This is a genomic window from Dethiosulfovibrio russensis (assembly GCF_021568855.1).
Classification (GTDB): Bacteria; Synergistota; Synergistia; order Synergistales; family Dethiosulfovibrionaceae; genus Dethiosulfovibrio; species Dethiosulfovibrio russensis.
Map to the genome: position 1 here is coordinate 161050 of NZ_JAKGUG010000002.1, position 15672 is coordinate 176721.

The following is a 15672-nucleotide window of genomic DNA, read 5'->3' on the forward strand; positions in this document are numbered from 1 at the left end:
ATAAGCGAAACCCCTAGAGAAGATGAGGTCATGTTTCACACTACGGCGAAGGTCCCGGAAAAAACCTACCGTCTGGAGGTGTTAATCTCGAGAGACAGGAAGACAAAAGATCCATAAAAGACGCTAAGAACGCTTTTGAAAAGGGGAAAGGAAAGGGTATCTCTATATATCGAAAGGAGGCATTACATTCAAATGAATGCATCTGAAGGCCGAAGACCCAGCTTTATGGAGGCGGCGGTACTGCTGATCATCTGCGCCGGTCTCATAAGCTACGGGGTTCTGAAACTGGGGGCGGACGCCCATATTCCCATCATACTGTCCGCCGTACTGGTGTCGCTCTGGGGCGCTTTCGTTCTCAAGTTTCCCTGGCAGTCCATAGAGGAAGGCATCATCCAGGGAATAACCATGGCCCTGCAGGCCATTTTGATACTTATGATGGTAGGTCTGGTCATAGGCTCCTGGATACAGAGCGGAGTCGTTCCCAGCCTGATCTACTACGGGCTTGATATTCTATCTCCCAAGATATTCCTTCTCGCCACCCTGGTTATCTGTGCCGTGGTCGCCCTGGCCACCGGTACGTCCTGGGGCACCTCCGGAACCGTCGGCATAGCCCTCATGGGGGTCGGAGCCGGACTGGGCATACCGGCACCGGTTACCGCCGGTATCATCATCTCCGGAGCCTACTTCGGAGACAAGATGTCCCCTCTGTCCGACACGACCAACCTGGCTCCCGCCGTCGCAGGGACCGACCTCTTCACCCACATAAGGGCCATGATCTGGACCACCGGCCCGACCTTCCTCATAGTGGCAGCCATAACCATCTTCCTGGGCAACAAATATTCCGGCGGAACCCTGGACATAAGCAAGATCCAGGCCATCCAGGCAGTCATGGCCGGAGAGTTCCACATAAGCCTGATGGGACTGGTTCCGCCTCTTATCGTCATAGGTCTCGCTGTAGCTAAGATCCCCGCTCTGCCGGGACTTTTCGCCGGAATCCTCTTCGCCTGCGGTATGTCCCTCTTCCAGGGATTCGGCTTCGGCGACGTAATAGGAGCCCTTCACTACGGCTACGAGGCCACAGTTTCCGGCCAGATAGCGGCGGCGGAGACAATCGACGCCGTATCCCAGCTCATGGCCCAGGGCAGCATCACCGGGGTAAGCCCCGAACTGGCCAAGGACGCAGGGGTTATGCTGTCCGACCTGCTCACCAGAGGCGGCCTGGATTCCATGATGTGGACCATCTCTCTAATACTCTCCGCCCTTTCCTTCGGCGGTATCATGGAACGCTGCGGCTTCCTCGAGGTCCTTCTCCAGACCATCCTCAAGGGCGTCAAGAGCGTCGGCGGAATGGTTACCTCGGTTCTGGCCTCCTGCTTCATCTGCAACCTGTTCCTTGGAGACCAGTATCTCTCCATAGTCATGCCAGGACGTATGTTCAAAAACGCATTCGAAGAAAAGGGACTCCACGCTAAAATGCTCTCCAGGACGTTGGAGGACGCCGGTACCCTGACGTCGGTCCTCATTCCATGGAACACCTGCGGGGCCTACAACGCTTCCGTCCTTGGAGTTCCCACGCTGGAGTACCTTCCCTACGCCTTCATGAACTACCTCAACCCCATCGTGGCCATAGTCATGACCTACCTGAACATCGGGGTTTTCTGGCAGGAAGGCAAGGAGCCCAAGAAGGCCTGATCTATGCCGGAAAGGGATAGCTCAGAGGTGTTCTGCCTGTCCAAATCCGGATACTATCCGGGCTGGATGAAGAAGTCCGCCTTCGCAACGGGATTGCTGCTGACGTCGGCGGGGCTCTGGAGGCTTTTCGGTCCCTCCGCCGGCGGCTTCGGCAGGATCTACCCTTACGTCTTCGTCGGGCTGGGACTGGTGTACTTCTCCGGCACGACCAAGAGGATCTACCTTTCCGAGGAGGGGGTGATCCGGGAGACCGGAAGCTTTCTGTCCAAGGGGAAGCAGGTTCTGCCCTGGAACAGGGTGGTCCACGTGACATTGGTCACCAGGAAAAAGCAGTTCATGGCCTTCTTCGAGAAGGCTGGGGAGATAAAGGGGCTCAAGGTGCTCTTCGACATAGACCAGGAGCCTCAGGTAAGGGCCATCCTCAAGAACAGCTGTCCCAGAACGAAGATAAACACGATAACTCAATGATAAAAGCACCCCGGACCAATGTCCGGGGTGCTTTTATACGTCTCTTTTAGAATTTCACCGTTTTACGAAGGGAAAGACCGATCCTCCGTGAGGTATGACGTAGGCAGATCCTCCTTCGGGATGGAGTCTTGAGACCTCGGCCATGGCCGCCTCGACGGAGTTCACGGCGATTATCCCCGATCCTTCCAGGTCCGACCGTCTCAGTTCGGACACCAGCACGATATTCGCCTTCAGGGCCTGATCGGCCAGCAGATACCCTACGTAGCGAGGTATGGAAAACCTCTCTCTGAGCACCTTTTCCCTCGCCACCTGGTCGGAATAACCGGTCAGTATCTCGAAGCACTCGTCGCTGCCCGATCCCTCGTCGCACATGGCCAGGACCACCAGGGTACCCCCGTCTCTGACGGCCTCTATGGAGTTGAACACCGTCTTGGACGACTGATACAGTACCATGTCCTTTGGATATCCTCCCGCCGATGCCACCACCACGTCGGCCTTTCGATCCACAGTCACGCCGTTCAGGTCGTTCACCAACTCGGTGCCTTTCAGATGTGCGGACCTCCACTGTCCCGACACGGCGGCGGCGATCCTTCCGTCTCCTCCCATTACCACGTTGAAGACGAAATCGGGATTTACCATGGAACAGGCCTCGTCCATGTCCAGGTGGAGGGGGTTGTCCTCCATGAAGGCGCAGCGGCATCTCATGTCCCTGCCCGTCTCGGGAGCCGATTTCAGCGCCAGAACGTGGTTGGCCTGTATGGCTTCGTATGAGGCCACCCCGGGAAGTATGGACTTTCTGCCCCCTCCCCATCCGGCCATGACGTGGTAGGTGACGGCACCGGTCAGAATCAATCTGTCGCACTCCGTGACCATGCGGTTGACCTCTACAGGGGTTCCTCTTGAGGTGGTCCCCAGAGAAACCAGCGAGTCTGCGTCCCTGCAATCGTGGTCCACCACCTGAAAGCGGTCCGCCAGGTCTCCCAGAAGCAATCCGTGTTCCTCCGGCGTCTGGGATCTGTGAGTTCCGGTCGCGGAGATGAACTTTACGTCCTCCTCCTTACCCCCTCCCGCCAGTATCTCGTCCACCAGAAAGGGAAGGTAGACCGACATCCTCTGCCATGCCCTTGTGACGTCGGAGACCACCACGCAGATGGTCTCGCCCGGAGAGAGCAGGTCCCTCAACCTGGGCGAGTCTATCGGATTTTCAAGGCCATCCAGGACGATTTCCTCCTCGGATACATCCCGAGGCGTCGGAGGTTCCAGCACCGATTCGAGTTTCAGATTTTCCGGAAGGCTCAGGGGAAGCTCCCCTTTTCCGTAGGACAGAGTGAACTCCAAGCTCATTTCAGTTTCTCCAGTTGAGGCAGGCCGAACTCGTCGGAATAGCGCCTGAGCATGTCCTCCGTGGCCAGATCCAGCTCTATTCCCTCTCGAACGGCCCTCTCTCTGGCCTCCCTCTCCTTCTCGCCGTGGACGAATATCCTGTCGTGGCCGTCGGCCTTCTCGCTGCGCCGGACCGATTCCAATATGGAGGATACGCTGTCTTTTATGGCCGACTCGTCTCCGAAGATATCCAGCCTGGTGGCGGCGAAATAGTGGGTTATACCGCTTCCGCTACCGGGTTCCTGGAACGTCTCGGGGCTCCACCGTCCCAGAGATAGAGCGGAACATAGAAGCTCGACCATCAGCCCGAGCCCGTACCCCTTATGGCCTCCCAGCTCCTCGCCCTCTCCTCCTAAAAAGAGATGCCCTCCCAGAGATGATTCGCTCTTGAAGAGGTCCTCTATGTGGGACGCGTCGTCCGTGACGCTGCCGGTCTCGTCGACCACCCATCCCAGAGGCATGGGCTTTTTCCTCCTGTCGTAGACCTCCACCTTGCCGTGGGCCACCACCGGTGTCGCCATGTCGAGGAGAAACATCTCCTCTCCCGATCCAGGGATGGCCACCGCTATGGGGTTGGTTCCCAGCAAACGCTCCTTGCCGAAGGTCACTATGCAGCATTTCCTGGTGTTGGTCATGGCCACTGCCATACAGCCCCGCTTTGCCGCCCGTTCCGCCCAAAGCCCGGCCATTCCGTAGTGGTTCGAGTCGCGGACCACGCAGGAACAGGTTCCTATCTCCAGCGCCTTGTCCACGCAGCGGTCCATGGAGAAAGCCGCCACGGAGGGACCTATGCCGGATTTGCCGTCGACCACCAGGGAGACCGGCGTCTCGCGGACCACCTGAGGCTCCCTGTCGGTGAAGGCGAATCCCCCCTCCAGGTTTTTCCTGTAGAAGGCCAGCCTGGCCACCCCGTGGGACGGGACGGCCCTAGCGTCCGCCTCCACAAGCACCTCGGCGGTTATTCGGGCCTGAGATTCGGTATAACCCAGCCCTTTTTCAAGTATGTCCATAACATGTCTAGTCAGTCCGTCGTACGAAACTATCACTGTCGTATCTCCTTTCCTATGCCCTGTCTTCTCCGATTATCCTTCCGGCGGGCCGTCTGTCGATCAGTGCTACCAGCAGGAACACCGCTATGCACACCGGCCACTCCAGGTATATCACGTGGGAGACCACGTGGGTAGCGGGAAAGAAGGTCCATCCGGCCCATACGATCAGAGATGCCAGTATAGTCCAGAAGCCCGACCCCCTGCGGCACAGGGAGGGAATGAAGAGATCGGCAAGGATCAGAAGGGTGAAGGACGCCGTGACAGCCAGTGCGGAGGTAAGGGTCTTGAGGATGCCCACCACGGAGAGGGCCAGAAAAAAGGTCAGCACGCTGACGATCACAACGCAGATCCGGGAGAGAAAGACCTCCCGTTCGGGATCAAGCTCCTTCTTCTGAAAGAAAAGGGGCTTCACCAGGTCCTCCAGGGTGAGGGTGGCGCTTCCCAGCAGAAGGCCTACCGCTGTGGAGATGTCGGCGGCCCAGAGACCGGCCAGAAGCAATCCTCCTATGGCGGGGCTTATGGAGGTCACAAGGGCGGGCAGAGCCATGGCGGAGTTCTCCAGTCCGGGAAACTTGGCGGCTGCCATGACGCCGAAGAGGGCGCAGAGAAAGCCCACCGGAAGGATTATTATTCCTCCGAGGATGAAGCCGTTTCTGGCGGACCTGCCGTCTCTGGCGGCGAAGGCGATCTGGTTTATGGCCTGCACCGAGAACGCCTGGGTTATCATGACCGCCATCCAGGCACACACCATGGCGGTTCCCATGCCGGAGGTCCAGTCCAACCAGATATCCGAGGAAGGAAGCTCGGCCATTATGGGGCCGAAACCTCCAAAGGTTCCGGAGGCGCTGACCAGAGCGGCGATTATCCCTCCGTAGATGACCACCACGTTTATGACGTTGACCAGACCTCCAGCCAGATATCCGCCTATGAGGGTGACCCCGATGAAGATGGCGGCGGTGGCCATCATTCCGGTCTGGAAGGTGAATATGTCTGGAAGCAGAGCAGTGAGGACCGCTCCTCCCGCCACGTACTGAAGGGAGGTTATGACCATCTGGATGACCAGCTGGGCCACAGCTCCGAGAACCCTGGCTCCGGGGCCGAACATACGCCCCATCATCTCAGGCACGGTACGGACGTTCATCTTGCGGAAAAAACCCGCCGCCACGAGGCCTACGACGATTCCCGCCACACCCCAGGCGGCGTTGTACCAGCCGGCGGACAGGCCTTTGGTGTAGGCGTTTTGGGCCACTCCGACGGTGGAGGCCCCTCCGATGGCGAGACCGGCCAGCATGGCGGCCACCACGACGGGAGGCAGGTTGCGTCCGGCCAGGAGATACCCCATGGCCCCTTCGATATGGCTCCGTCTCTGTATCTGAAGGGCCTTGAGAGACACCCCGAAGAGAAGCGCTATGTAAGCTATCAAGATAATAAGTTGAACGTTCATTTTCGACATCCTTTCGCCGCTTTCAGGCTTCCCTCTAGGGTTCCACCCGTCCTCTTCCACCAAACGCCTTTTTTCTATATCCCCTCTCCTCTCTGTCGCTTCGCAGTTGTGCTGAAATAAAACAGGAAGCATAAAAAAAGGGACCGATCCCAGAATGGGACCGGTCCCGGAGATTCCAACGACGTCTAGACGTCGGTCCTCCCGAGAGGTCCCACGCATCTAAAGTAATAGCCGTACCAAAAAAGGCGATTGTTCGATACAGACGTCGAAATCATGGTTTTTCCTTTCCGCGGCTCGCAGCCGCAAAAAACGGTTGAGATGATATATACCACCTATCGGGGGGTTTTGTCAACGATAAAAAACATAACCCTCCGGTGGAAAGCTTTCCGATACTATCTTTCACCCATTTAGTAACACGATGAGGCTTTTTTGAGGCAAAAAACGCCAAATCGTGCTACCATACCCTAGTTAGCTAAAGCAAACAAAGGAGAGCGATAAAAGATGAAAAACGTAATAGAGGTATCGAACCTCTGTCATAGTTATGGATCCCGTTGGATATACAGAGGGCTCGATGTATCGATTTCCCCCGGCAAGGTCTACGGACTTCTTGGTAAAAACGGGGTCGGCAAGACCACCCTCATAAAGATCCTCATGGGATTTCTCCGTCCATCCTCGGGAAGATGTACCGTATTCGGCGAGGACTCCCACGACCTGAAACCGGCCACCAGAGCCAGGATAGGGCTTCTTTTCGAGGGACATCTGGCCTACGATTTTATGACCATATCCCAGATAGAGAGATTCTACGCACCTCATTATCCCCTATGGGACAAATCGAGATACTACGATCTGGTCGACCTGCTGGGGCTAAAGCCTAATCACAGAATAGGCGATATGTCCTGCGGCCAGAGGTCCCAGGTGGTCCTTGGTCTGATAATGGCCCAGCAGCCGGAACTGCTGATACTGGACGACTATTCCATGGGACTCGACGCCGGATACAGAAGGCTTTTTCTGGACTATATGTCCGAATATCTGAGAGGGACGGGACGGACGGTGTTCCTCACGTCCCACGTGATACAGGACATGGAGGGTTTCGTGGACCAGGTGATCTTTCTCGAGAGAGGCGGAGCCGTCAGGTCCACCTCGATAGAGTCTTTCAAGGATACCTTCCGCTGTTACGAGCTTCCCAAAAACGAAGGATCTCGAGTACCCGAACCGAAAGGTCCGGTGAAGAACGTCGAGACCCACGGCGATCGGTGGGAGCTGTTCGGCTTCGCCGGTCCGGAGGAGATGGAGACGGGGCTCGACGCCCAGGGAGTGGACCCCTTCGGCCTGACTCCCCGGGATATGACCTTGGAAGACGCTTTCATAGGCTATACCGGGAGGTATTGATATGGTTCGATCGATAATATACAAGGAGCGTCTGAAAACCTGGAGAGGTTGGTCGGCCCTGATGTTTCTGAATATGGCAGTCATGGCCTATATAGCCGCCGAGACCCATAGTATGTTCGTGATGGACCATCCCGAGATAGTCTGGTACAGAGTGATGTATCTGGGATCCGTCCACTTCGGGAGCCTAAGATCCATTCCCCTTTTAACGGGAGCACTCCTCGGAGCGGCCCAGTTTCTGCCGGAGATGAGGGACGAGAGGTTCAGGCTCTCCCTTCACCTTCCGGTGGAGCTTCACAAGGTCGTAACCGCACACGTGGCATTCGGGTTGTTCGCCCTCGGAGCCATCCTGCTGACCGATATGGGAATACTGGCTGTCCTGACCGCCAGCTACTTTCCCCTGGAGGCCGTGATCATGTCCCTCTGGACCGCCGCACCCTGGTGCCTGGCCGGTTTCGTGGCCTATCTCGGGACGGCCCTGGCTTTGCTGGAACCCAAGTACCACTTGAAAGCGGCTCTTATAGCTGTGGCGATAGCCCTCTCGGAGCTGTACATGTATAGGACCGCTCCCGGTTCCTACCGAACGATTCTACCGATACTGGTCCTGTTATCCGCGTTACTCGTTCCTGGAGTTCTTCTTCCGGCCTACAGATTCCGCTTCAGGAGGCTTTCCTGATGAGAAGGATATCCGCCGCATCCCTGATCCTCCTCATAATTGCGGTCTCGTCCATATATCTTCCCATGGCGTACAGAAAGCTATTCATACCGGATACGGAGAAGACCCATCTGCTCTTCAGCCCCGTGACTAAGAAATTCGTCTACCGGGAGCAGCTTATAGGGGATATACCTGAGGAGGTGAGGTCTAAAGCGGACGATCACCATTCGGAGATCGCCTACGGAGACCAGGACGGCAACTACTACGGCAGGCTCGATTTCGAGAGGATGCTGCCTTTCATATATTCGAAGAACATGGATATGCTGGGGCTTCTGCCGATAGAGATAGACAGCCGATCTTTCGACATCGAGGAGATAAAGAGGGGCAGACAGGTGATGGAGATGACCCCGGAGAAACTTCGGAAACACAGCACCAGGCCGTCGGTGTGGCCCCTTCTGGAGACAGACTCGGGACAGGCGAGACTTGTCCTTCCCGACGACGTTTTCAGGATGACCGACGACAGGATGGAGTTCGTCAACGCCGACAGCAACCAGGTGGACCGGGAGCTTACGGAGAAATTCACCCGGGCACTGCTGAAGGAGGGATTCTCCTTCCCCGCCCGTTCCGTAAATTCCAGGGTGACGGTGCTGAAACCATTCGACGACGGCGTGTTCATAGTGGACCACGACTACGACGTGTTTCACGTCAAGAGGGTAAAGGGAGAGCCTTTCGTCAGGAAAACCTCTATCGACCGGGACATAAAGACGAGGTACGTTCTCGTCTCGGAAAACCTGAGGAAGGTATATCACGGCCTCCTCATAGGGCAAGACGGCCGAGCCTGGCTGCTGGGATTCGACGATTACGAGACCATCCCCCTTCCGCTAGAGGGCTACAACCCGGACGAGATGGACTTGAAGATACTGACCGACCCTCTTTACGTGACCGCCACCTGGTCCGACGAGACGACCATACACGGCCTGGCGATGGATCGCTCCTACCGGCCCGTGGCTTCCTTCGACCATACCATGTCCAGGGCAGCGGACACGAGGGCGAAGAAGATCTACAGAGCCCTCTTTCCCTTTTCCTTAGACCTCGGACACAGACGGAGAGGAAATATGGAGATATCCTTCCGACTTGGAGATAGGACTGCCGTAGTAGGGATTGTCGCAGCTCTGACGGCGCTTCTTACCGTCGGTTCGTCGATCCGGAAGAGACGTCCCAAACCCTACGAGATCATCTTGGTGGCCCTGACCGGCCTGTACGGCCTGATAGCGGTCTTTCTGGTGGACCCGGAGAGATAGGACCGGAAATACTTGATCGATTGGAAGCCCCCGAGGAAAAACATCCTCGGGGGCTTCCATCTTCTTTTATCGGCGAAAGCAATTATTACTCGAGCCTTTTTATACCGAAATCGCTCGGAGAAAACTTCGCCCCTCCAGCATCGTAAAGAAGCCAAGCGCTGACGGATTTATTCTGCTCTATGTACCTTTCGGCCTCTTCTCCCGTAAGTCCCAACTTCACACCTCCCATATTCTTCGCCAACTCGTCGAAACGAGGATCCTCGTACGCTTTTTCAAAAGCATCACGCAAAATTTTGACTCTGTCTTCCGGCGTACCTTTTCTGACGAAAGCGCCAAAAAAAGCACCCCATGGAAGATAGTTCCTATAATCATCGTAGAATTCGGTAACGGCAGGAACAGACTCCACGCTGGGAAGTCTCTTGGAGGAGATAACGGCCAAACCTTTCAAAGACCCTGACTTGATAAAGCTCTCTCCTGCGAGCAAGCCGACCACGACCGCATCTATGTGCCCTCCCATCAAAGCCGTTATACAGGGACCCTCCCCATCGAAACGAACTTTATTGAACGATTTTATCCCATGAATTTTCTCTATCATGGTGTTCGCAACGAAAGGCAATCCTCCAGGACCGGTAGAGCCCATCTTTATGCTCTTGCCGGAGAGGGCGGCATCTATGAAGTCCTCATAGCTCTGATATGGGGACTCCTGTCCCACCAGGACCACCCCGACATTTGCCATCATCAATAAAACGGGATCGAACTGATCGTAATCTATTTTCGACAATCCCGTCACCTTATAAAGATTGGGGTTTTCCGCTCCATAAAGGATACTGTATCCGTCGGCACGTTGATTAGCGACAAACGTAGTCGCCACGGCTCCGGTAGCTCCAGTACGATTTTGAAGAATGATCTTTTTATTCAGGTATTCCTCCGCTATGGGGGAAATAGCGCGGGCTACGTTGTCCATAGCGCCCCCGGCACCCCACATTATGTAGCCATGGAGGTTCTTTTCCGGGTAGGCGGACAAACCGACCCGAGCGTTCACGACCAAAAACAAAAACGCTAAGAAAATCCTTTTCTTCATAGGGAAACCTCCTCCGATTACTCAGAAAATATTACCTGTACTCGATGTCCGGAATAAAAACCGGACATCGAGTAATTAAATCATTTTTATTTTTTAGCTGACTCGCTAGCCTTAATTATGGAGTCGACAACACCGTCTCCCACGTTCTTACGGATCATGTTCTCGACCGTAGCGGCTGCCTTCTTCAGCTCCGCCTTGAGCTCGGCGTTCGGGGTCTCGACGTTCATGCCAACCTTCTCGAGGGAGGCCAGCATCTCGTCGTTCTTGGACTTGGCCAGGTCGAAGAGGAAGTCGGAGGCCTCTTTCATGCTCTCGTCGATGATGGCCTTGTAGTCGTCGGGCATGCCGTCGTACATATCCTTGTTCATCGTGACGCTGAGTATGAACGCTATGTGATGGGTGTTCGTGAGGTACTTCTGCACCTCGTAGAACTTGCTGGCCCATATGATCTCGTAGGGGTTCTCCTGAGCGTCGACCAGTCCCTGCTGAAGTGCCACGTAAAGCTCGGCGAAGTTAAGAGGGGTGGGGTTGGCTCCGAGAGCCTTCCAGAAAGCCATGTGATACTCGTTCTCCATGGTACGTATCTTGAGTCCCTTGAAATCGTCTATTTTCTCCAGCGCTCTGCTGCTGGTCGTCTCTCTGTAGTAGATGGGCTCGAAGAGGAGCAGTTTGAGGCCCGCCTTCTCGTACCATTTGTTCAGCTCGGCCCTGAAGGGTCCGACGAAGGTCTTTCTGGCCACGTCGAGATCGTCGAACAGCATAGGGATGTCGAAGACAGCCAGTTCGGGGATGAAGGCGACCTGGGGAGCGGTGGTCTGAGCGACCATGGAGATGTCGCCGAACTGGCAGCCCTCGAGGATCTCTCTGTCGCCGCCTAGCTGGCTGTCCAGATAGATGTTGACGGTGATGTTCCCCTCGGACTTGGCCTCGACGAGTTCCTTTATCTTCTCGGTAGCCAGAGCCCTGGGAGTACCTCCGGTGGAAGGATAGGCTCCTGCCAGCTGAAGGGTGTACTTTTTCGCCGCCATGCTCTCTCCGGCAAATCCGAAAAGAACAGTCAGAACCGCCGCCAGACCTAGGAACACGAAACCACGTTTACCGTTGATCATTTATTGCCCCTCCTTTGTTTTCGTCGATCATAAAAGATCTACCTATAAACCTTCGGAACAAAACGACACAGTAGAAAGAACCCATCTCTCACCTCCAAACGCTTTGAGATCGTCCCAGTCCTCACCCGAGCAGGACCAGACTGAGCTGAGGAACGTAGGTTATCAACATAAGGGCGACTATGAAGGCCAATATGAACGGGATAGCTTTTATCCCGACCTTCATGACCTGCTCCTTTATGAGAGGAGCCGCCACGAAGAGATCGACCCCGAACGGTGGAGTCGCCATGCCAATCGCCAGGGTGACCACCATGATGATGCCCAGGTGTATCGGACTAACTCCGAGAGCTACGGCGGAGGTGAGCATCATGGGAGCCAGTATGGCTATGGCCGGTCCGACGTCCATAAACATGCCCAGGATGAGCAATATAACGTTGAGAGCGAAGAGGAAGATGTATTTGTTTCCGGCGAAGTTGGTCAGGACGAAGTCCCTCAGCACCGCAGGAGCCTGTAATAGAGCCAATACACGACCGAATACTATCGCCAGAGAAAGAAGAACCACTATAGGAGCGTAGGACTTGACCGTATCGGTCAATATCTCCCCTAAAGAACCTAAGGTTAGACTCTTATAGATGAAGATGCAGACGATAAGGGCATAGAACACCGATACAGCCGCCGCCTCAGTCGGGGTGACGATGCCTCCGTAGATGCCACCCAGTATGATGACCGGAGCCAGAAGGGCCCAGAAACTTTCCTTTAAGAGCACCCAGAGACCGCAGGATCTGAGGCTTTGGACTTTCTGGGAAATCTTTTCCCTGTCCTCTCCGTGAACCTTGGCATAGATGTAGGCGTATACCATGAGGCTCAGGCCTATCAAGATGCCGGGGATTATCCCGGCTATGAAGAGACTGCCGATGGAGACGCCGGTAACGACCCCGTAGGTGACGAAGGGAATGCTCGGAGGGATTATGACCCCAAGACTCCCGGCCGTCGCTATAAGAGCGGCACTGTAGACCTTGTCATAGCCCAGGGAGGTCAGAAAGGGAATGGCCATCCCGCCCACCGCCGCAGTGGTGGCAACACCGGAGCCCGATATAGCTCCGTAGAAAAGACAGGTGACTATGGCGGTCATCGGTATACCCGCCGGGAAGTTTCCTATGAAATAGGCAAAGAAGTTGAACAGCCTCTCGGAGATCTTCCCCTTGGTCATTATGTTTCCAGAGAGTATGAAAAGGGGTATGGCAAGCATGGGAGTGCTGTCGAGGGCGCTGACCACGCTGCGAACTACATACTGTACGTTGGCGGTGAAGGCCGAGTCCAGCAGGGAGGGAAGAATGGTGGAGAAGCCGAGGGCCACCGCTATGGGTATTCCCAGGATAAGGCCCCCTAGAAGGATGAGAATCATGGATAAAATCATGTCTAAAGCTCCGCCTTTCCGCTCGAATCCTTAAAATCGGCTCTGAGACGCTGAACCGCTCTGAAGGTGGCGAGGAAAAAACCCAAGATGGCGGCCAGATAGATCCATCCCATGTGGACCTTGAGGGCCGGGCTGGTCTGACTGCTCCTCATCACCCTCTGGACCGCCGGCACGGCAGATATGGACAGGTAGCCGAAGAAAGCCACCACGGTCAGATTTCCCAGATTGGTCATCAGGTTTCTGATAGGTCTGGGAAGGGCCTCTATCAGGGTATCGACTCTCAGTATGTTTCTCTCTTTGATGCTGTAACCGATGCTTATCAGGGCAGACCATATGAAGGCGTAACGAGAGGCCTCCTCAGCCCAGGAAAGCGAGTTATTGAACACGTATCTCATGATCACCTGTAGCATCATTACGCTGGCGATCACCACCAGGAGCCCGCTCAAGACGTACTCCTCCAGGTGATCGTTAAGCCATCGGATTATCTTCACCTACATCACCTCCGCTGGGTGGTTGGGCGACGACAGTGACGATCGTCCCGGAAAAGGCGCTTCGCCAAAATAACCGCCGCCAAATCACGTTATCTTCAAAGTTGCACGGACTTTCCCTCTTCAGCAGAAAAATAGGCTCCATATATCACTTCCGTGACTTGTTTGGCCAAATCGAAGTCGGAAAGAGGTTCTCTTCCAGTGGATACACATTCCATAAAATCCTGAAATTGACCGACATAACCTCTCAGGACACCTTCCGCTACAAAGGGATTCTGCCAACCAACCTTGGAAGGCAACAATTCGGATATATAGACATCCTCAAGTCCGTCTTCGTCCAACATATAGCTGCTGAGGTTGTCCGACGGAGTTATTCTGCAATCCAAAACAACATCATTAGAATAAACTTCAATATAATTTTTAGTCCCGCCCAACATGACATCTCCCGCGATAACCAAAGCCTTGGTTTTATCCGTAAAAGTAATCATCAAAGATGCAAAATCCTCTACATCCTCCGGGGTCACGTCGATGTGCCTTCGTTCGTAATCACTGAGAAACGGGGTCATTCTGGCAGTATCGCATATCACGCTTTCGACTCCTATACTTTCGCCCCTTGATTTGGCTTGTTCCCGTTTTAGCCATAAGATACCTCCGATCGGATGAGATCCAACCCGAATCAGAGAACCTCCTCCGGTTTTATTCCAAATACCGGCGACCGGGGATGTAGATCCTTTAAGACTCTCCTCCCCTTTCATAAACAATATCTTGCTTTGCTTCGCACGTAATATTTCGGCAGCTTTCAACACATTTGGGGAATAGATATAGTTCTCGGCATACATGAAAAGTCTATTGCTAGACTTAACCGTTTCCTCGATTTCCGCAAGTTCCTTTCGAACTTCCCGAAACATCACGGATTTGGGAACGGTATCGCCCACGGAGAAAGCGGATTCTTCTTTTCCAAAATAGCCGGTTAGAGGTTTTTCGCATATTACGTGCTTTCCCGCTCTCAATATCTCCGAAACCATGGATGAGTGCAGAAAAGGGGGCGTACATATATGAACGACATCTATCTCTTTGTCGTCCAAAATTCGTCTGTAATCGTCATAGTAGCTTCGAAAACCATATTTATCAGAGACCTTCCGAGCTTTTTCAATATCGATATCGGCTATAGCTCTCATATCGATAGAACATCCAGCCACCTGAGCCATATATTTACAGTGAAGATGAGATGCAAACCCGCTCCCTATTATCCCGATGGAGATCTTCTTCATAAAATCACCCAAATCGTCTATCTCTAAAAATCAGAGACCCTGAGCATGGAGCTATCTCCGGGGTGACCGACGAATTCCTCCACCTTCCGTGCCACGGCCAACACCTTTTTCAAATCGAAGCCGGTGCGAATATTCATGGTCTCCAGCATATTGACCACGTCCTCGGTTGCCACGTTTCCGGAGGCTCCCGGGGCAAAGGGACAGCCTCCCAGACCGGCGAAAGATGCGTCGAAATGGGACACCCCCGCGGTCATTGCGGCGTAGATGTTGGCCAATGCCATACCCCTGGTGTTGTGAGGATGCAGCGTCCAGGTAACGTCGGGATAACGGCGGATCAGGTCGGTCATGTATTCGTAGACCTGCCTGGGATGGGCCATGCCGGTGGTATCGGACATGGATATCTCCCTTATCCCCAGGTCCAGATAGGCGTCCACTATGGGGTATATCTCCTCCAGAGATATAATCCCTTCGTCGGTGTATCCGAAGGCGGTGGATATGGCTCCGCTGAGCTCCACCCCCTTGTCGGAACAGAAGGCGGCACACTTTCCGAAACCGGCTATGACTTCTTCCGGCGTGGCGTTGCTATTTTGCCTCGAGTGGGTTCGACTGGCCGAGACGCTCACCTTGACCTTGGTAATCCCGACCTCGCAGGCCCTTTCGACTCCCTTGAAGTTGAGGGCCAGACCTCTGTACTCGACTCCGTCGATCTTCTTAAGCCTCTTGACGACTTCGTCGGTATCGGCCATGGAGGGAACCGCCTTGGGATGGACGAAGGACCCCACCTCGACGCTCTTGGCCCCGGCGTCGATTATTCCCTCTATCAGGGCCAGCTTGTTCTCGACGGACAGAAGGGTGCTCTCGTTCTGAAGTCCGTCCCTGGGGCCCACCTCGCAGATAACGACCTCTCGGGGAAGAGATGGAGAGGACATGT

At 54.7% G+C, this 15672-nt stretch carries 14 protein-coding genes; 5 read left to right on the top strand and 9 right to left on the bottom strand.

The window, feature by feature from the left end; genetic code table 11:
* The first annotated feature begins 192 nt into the window (after window positions 1–192).
* Window positions 193–1692, top strand: coding sequence for a Na+/H+ antiporter NhaC (nhaC, locus tag L2W48_RS02605; protein WP_005659937.1), 1500 nt, complete (start codon window positions 193–195; stop codon window positions 1690–1692).
* A gap of 3 nt (window positions 1693–1695) precedes the next feature.
* Entirely contained in the window at window positions 1696–2160 is a 465-nt protein-coding gene (locus L2W48_RS02610; protein ID WP_005659938.1) for a PH domain-containing protein, read from the top strand.
* 54 nt (window positions 2161–2214) lie between these two features.
* Here the strand turns inward: L2W48_RS02610 and L2W48_RS02615 are convergent, their stop codons facing one another.
* The 3 genes from L2W48_RS02615 to L2W48_RS02625 are packed head-to-tail and all read right to left on the bottom strand — an operon-like array spanning window position 2215 to window position 6036.
* Entirely contained in the window at window positions 2215–3504 is a 1290-nt protein-coding gene (locus tag L2W48_RS02615) for a nickel-dependent lactate racemase family protein (RefSeq protein ID WP_236099058.1), read from the bottom strand.
* On the bottom strand, window positions 3501–4589 hold the full coding sequence (locus L2W48_RS02620; RefSeq protein ID WP_236099059.1) for an Ldh family oxidoreductase: 1089 nt from the start codon (window positions 4587–4589) through the stop codon (window positions 3501–3503). Before L2W48_RS02620 ends, L2W48_RS02615 begins: the two co-directional genes overlap by 4 nt.
* Before the next feature lie 16 nt (window positions 4590–4605).
* A complete protein-coding gene (locus L2W48_RS02625) occupies window positions 4606–6036 on the bottom strand; it encodes a sodium:solute symporter family protein (protein ID WP_236114859.1) in 1431 nt (476 codons plus the stop codon).
* Between the two features lie 501 nt (window positions 6037–6537).
* On the opposite strand from L2W48_RS02625, the gene L2W48_RS02630 reads away from it, so the two are divergent.
* From L2W48_RS02630 to L2W48_RS02640, 3 genes are read left to right on the top strand one after another with little or no spacing between them, the layout of a single operon-like run.
* Window positions 6538–7425 carry an ABC transporter ATP-binding protein gene (locus tag L2W48_RS02630; protein ID WP_236099061.1) on the top strand — a complete coding sequence of 296 codons (888 nt, stop codon included), beginning with the start codon at window positions 6538–6540 and terminating at the stop codon, window positions 7423–7425.
* Between the two features lies 1 nt (window position 7426).
* Window positions 7427–8098 carry a hypothetical protein gene (locus L2W48_RS02635; RefSeq protein ID WP_236099062.1) on the top strand — a complete coding sequence of 224 codons (672 nt, stop codon included), beginning with the start codon at window positions 7427–7429 and terminating at the stop codon, window positions 8096–8098.
* Window positions 8098–9378 carry a DUF4857 domain-containing protein gene (locus tag L2W48_RS02640; protein ID WP_236099063.1) on the top strand — a complete coding sequence of 427 codons (1281 nt, stop codon included), beginning with the start codon at window positions 8098–8100 and terminating at the stop codon, window positions 9376–9378. The genes L2W48_RS02635 and L2W48_RS02640 overlap by 1 nt, the downstream gene beginning before the upstream one ends.
* Window positions 9379–9463: 85 nt before the next feature.
* Here L2W48_RS02640 and L2W48_RS02645 read toward each other — a convergent pair whose 3' ends face one another.
* The 6 genes from L2W48_RS02645 to L2W48_RS02670 all read right to left on the bottom strand — a co-directional run bounded on the left by L2W48_RS02645 (window position 9464) and on the right by L2W48_RS02670 (window position 15670).
* A complete protein-coding gene (locus L2W48_RS02645; RefSeq protein WP_005659950.1) occupies window positions 9464–10459 on the bottom strand; it encodes a Bug family tripartite tricarboxylate transporter substrate binding protein in 996 nt (331 codons plus the stop codon).
* Window positions 10460–10545: 86 nt separating this feature from the next.
* Window positions 10546–11568 carry a TRAP transporter substrate-binding protein gene (locus tag L2W48_RS02650; protein ID WP_236099064.1) on the bottom strand — a complete coding sequence of 341 codons (1023 nt, stop codon included), beginning with the start codon at window positions 11566–11568 and terminating at the stop codon, window positions 10546–10548.
* 121 nt (window positions 11569–11689) lie between these two features.
* Window positions 11690–12982, bottom strand: coding sequence for a TRAP transporter large permease (locus L2W48_RS02655; protein WP_236099065.1), 1293 nt, complete (start codon window positions 12980–12982; stop codon window positions 11690–11692).
* A 2-nt stretch (window positions 12983–12984) separates the two neighbouring features.
* A complete protein-coding gene (locus L2W48_RS02660; RefSeq protein ID WP_236099066.1) occupies window positions 12985–13473 on the bottom strand; it encodes a TRAP transporter small permease in 489 nt (162 codons plus the stop codon).
* Between the two features lie 95 nt (window positions 13474–13568).
* Window positions 13569–14741, bottom strand: a complete 1173-nt coding sequence (locus tag L2W48_RS02665) for a Gfo/Idh/MocA family protein (RefSeq protein WP_236099067.1) — start codon at window positions 14739–14741, stop codon at window positions 13569–13571.
* A gap of 23 nt (window positions 14742–14764) precedes the next feature.
* Entirely contained in the window at window positions 14765–15670 is a 906-nt protein-coding gene (locus L2W48_RS02670) for a hydroxymethylglutaryl-CoA lyase (RefSeq protein ID WP_236099068.1), read from the bottom strand.
* Between the last annotated feature and the right edge of the window lie 2 nt (window positions 15671–15672).

What these genes read in the sequence shown, in the direction of transcription:
- L2W48_RS02610 (WP_005659938.1), top strand. Translation starts at nt 1,696, where the DNA reads ATGCCGGAAAGGGATAGCTCAGAGGTGTTCTGCCTGTCCAAATCCGGA.
- L2W48_RS02650 (WP_236099064.1), bottom strand. Translation starts at nt 11,568, where the DNA reads ATGATCAACGGTAAACGTGGTTTCGTGTTCCTAGGTCTGGCGGCGGTT.
- L2W48_RS02615 (WP_236099058.1), bottom strand. Translation starts at nt 3,504, where the DNA reads ATGAGCTTGGAGTTCACTCTGTCCTACGGAAAAGGGGAGCTTCCCCTG.
- L2W48_RS02665 (WP_236099067.1), bottom strand. Translation starts at nt 14,741, where the DNA reads ATGAAGAAGATCTCCATCGGGATAATAGGGAGCGGGTTTGCATCTCAT.
- nhaC (WP_005659937.1), top strand. Translation starts at nt 193, where the DNA reads ATGAATGCATCTGAAGGCCGAAGACCCAGCTTTATGGAGGCGGCGGTA.
- L2W48_RS02625 (WP_236114859.1), bottom strand. Translation starts at nt 6,036, where the DNA reads ATGAACGTTCAACTTATTATCTTGATAGCTTACATAGCGCTTCTCTTC.
- L2W48_RS02630 (WP_236099061.1), top strand. Translation starts at nt 6,538, where the DNA reads ATGAAAAACGTAATAGAGGTATCGAACCTCTGTCATAGTTATGGATCC.
- L2W48_RS02655 (WP_236099065.1), bottom strand. Translation starts at nt 12,982, where the DNA reads ATGATTTTATCCATGATTCTCATCCTTCTAGGGGGCCTTATCCTGGGA.
- L2W48_RS02670 (WP_236099068.1), bottom strand. Translation starts at nt 15,670, where the DNA reads ATGTCCTCTCCATCTCTTCCCCGAGAGGTCGTTATCTGCGAGGTGGGC.
- L2W48_RS02635 (WP_236099062.1), top strand. Translation starts at nt 7,427, where the DNA reads ATGGTTCGATCGATAATATACAAGGAGCGTCTGAAAACCTGGAGAGGT.
- L2W48_RS02640 (WP_236099063.1), top strand. Translation starts at nt 8,098, where the DNA reads ATGAGAAGGATATCCGCCGCATCCCTGATCCTCCTCATAATTGCGGTC.
- L2W48_RS02645 (WP_005659950.1), bottom strand. Translation starts at nt 10,459, where the DNA reads ATGAAGAAAAGGATTTTCTTAGCGTTTTTGTTTTTGGTCGTGAACGCT.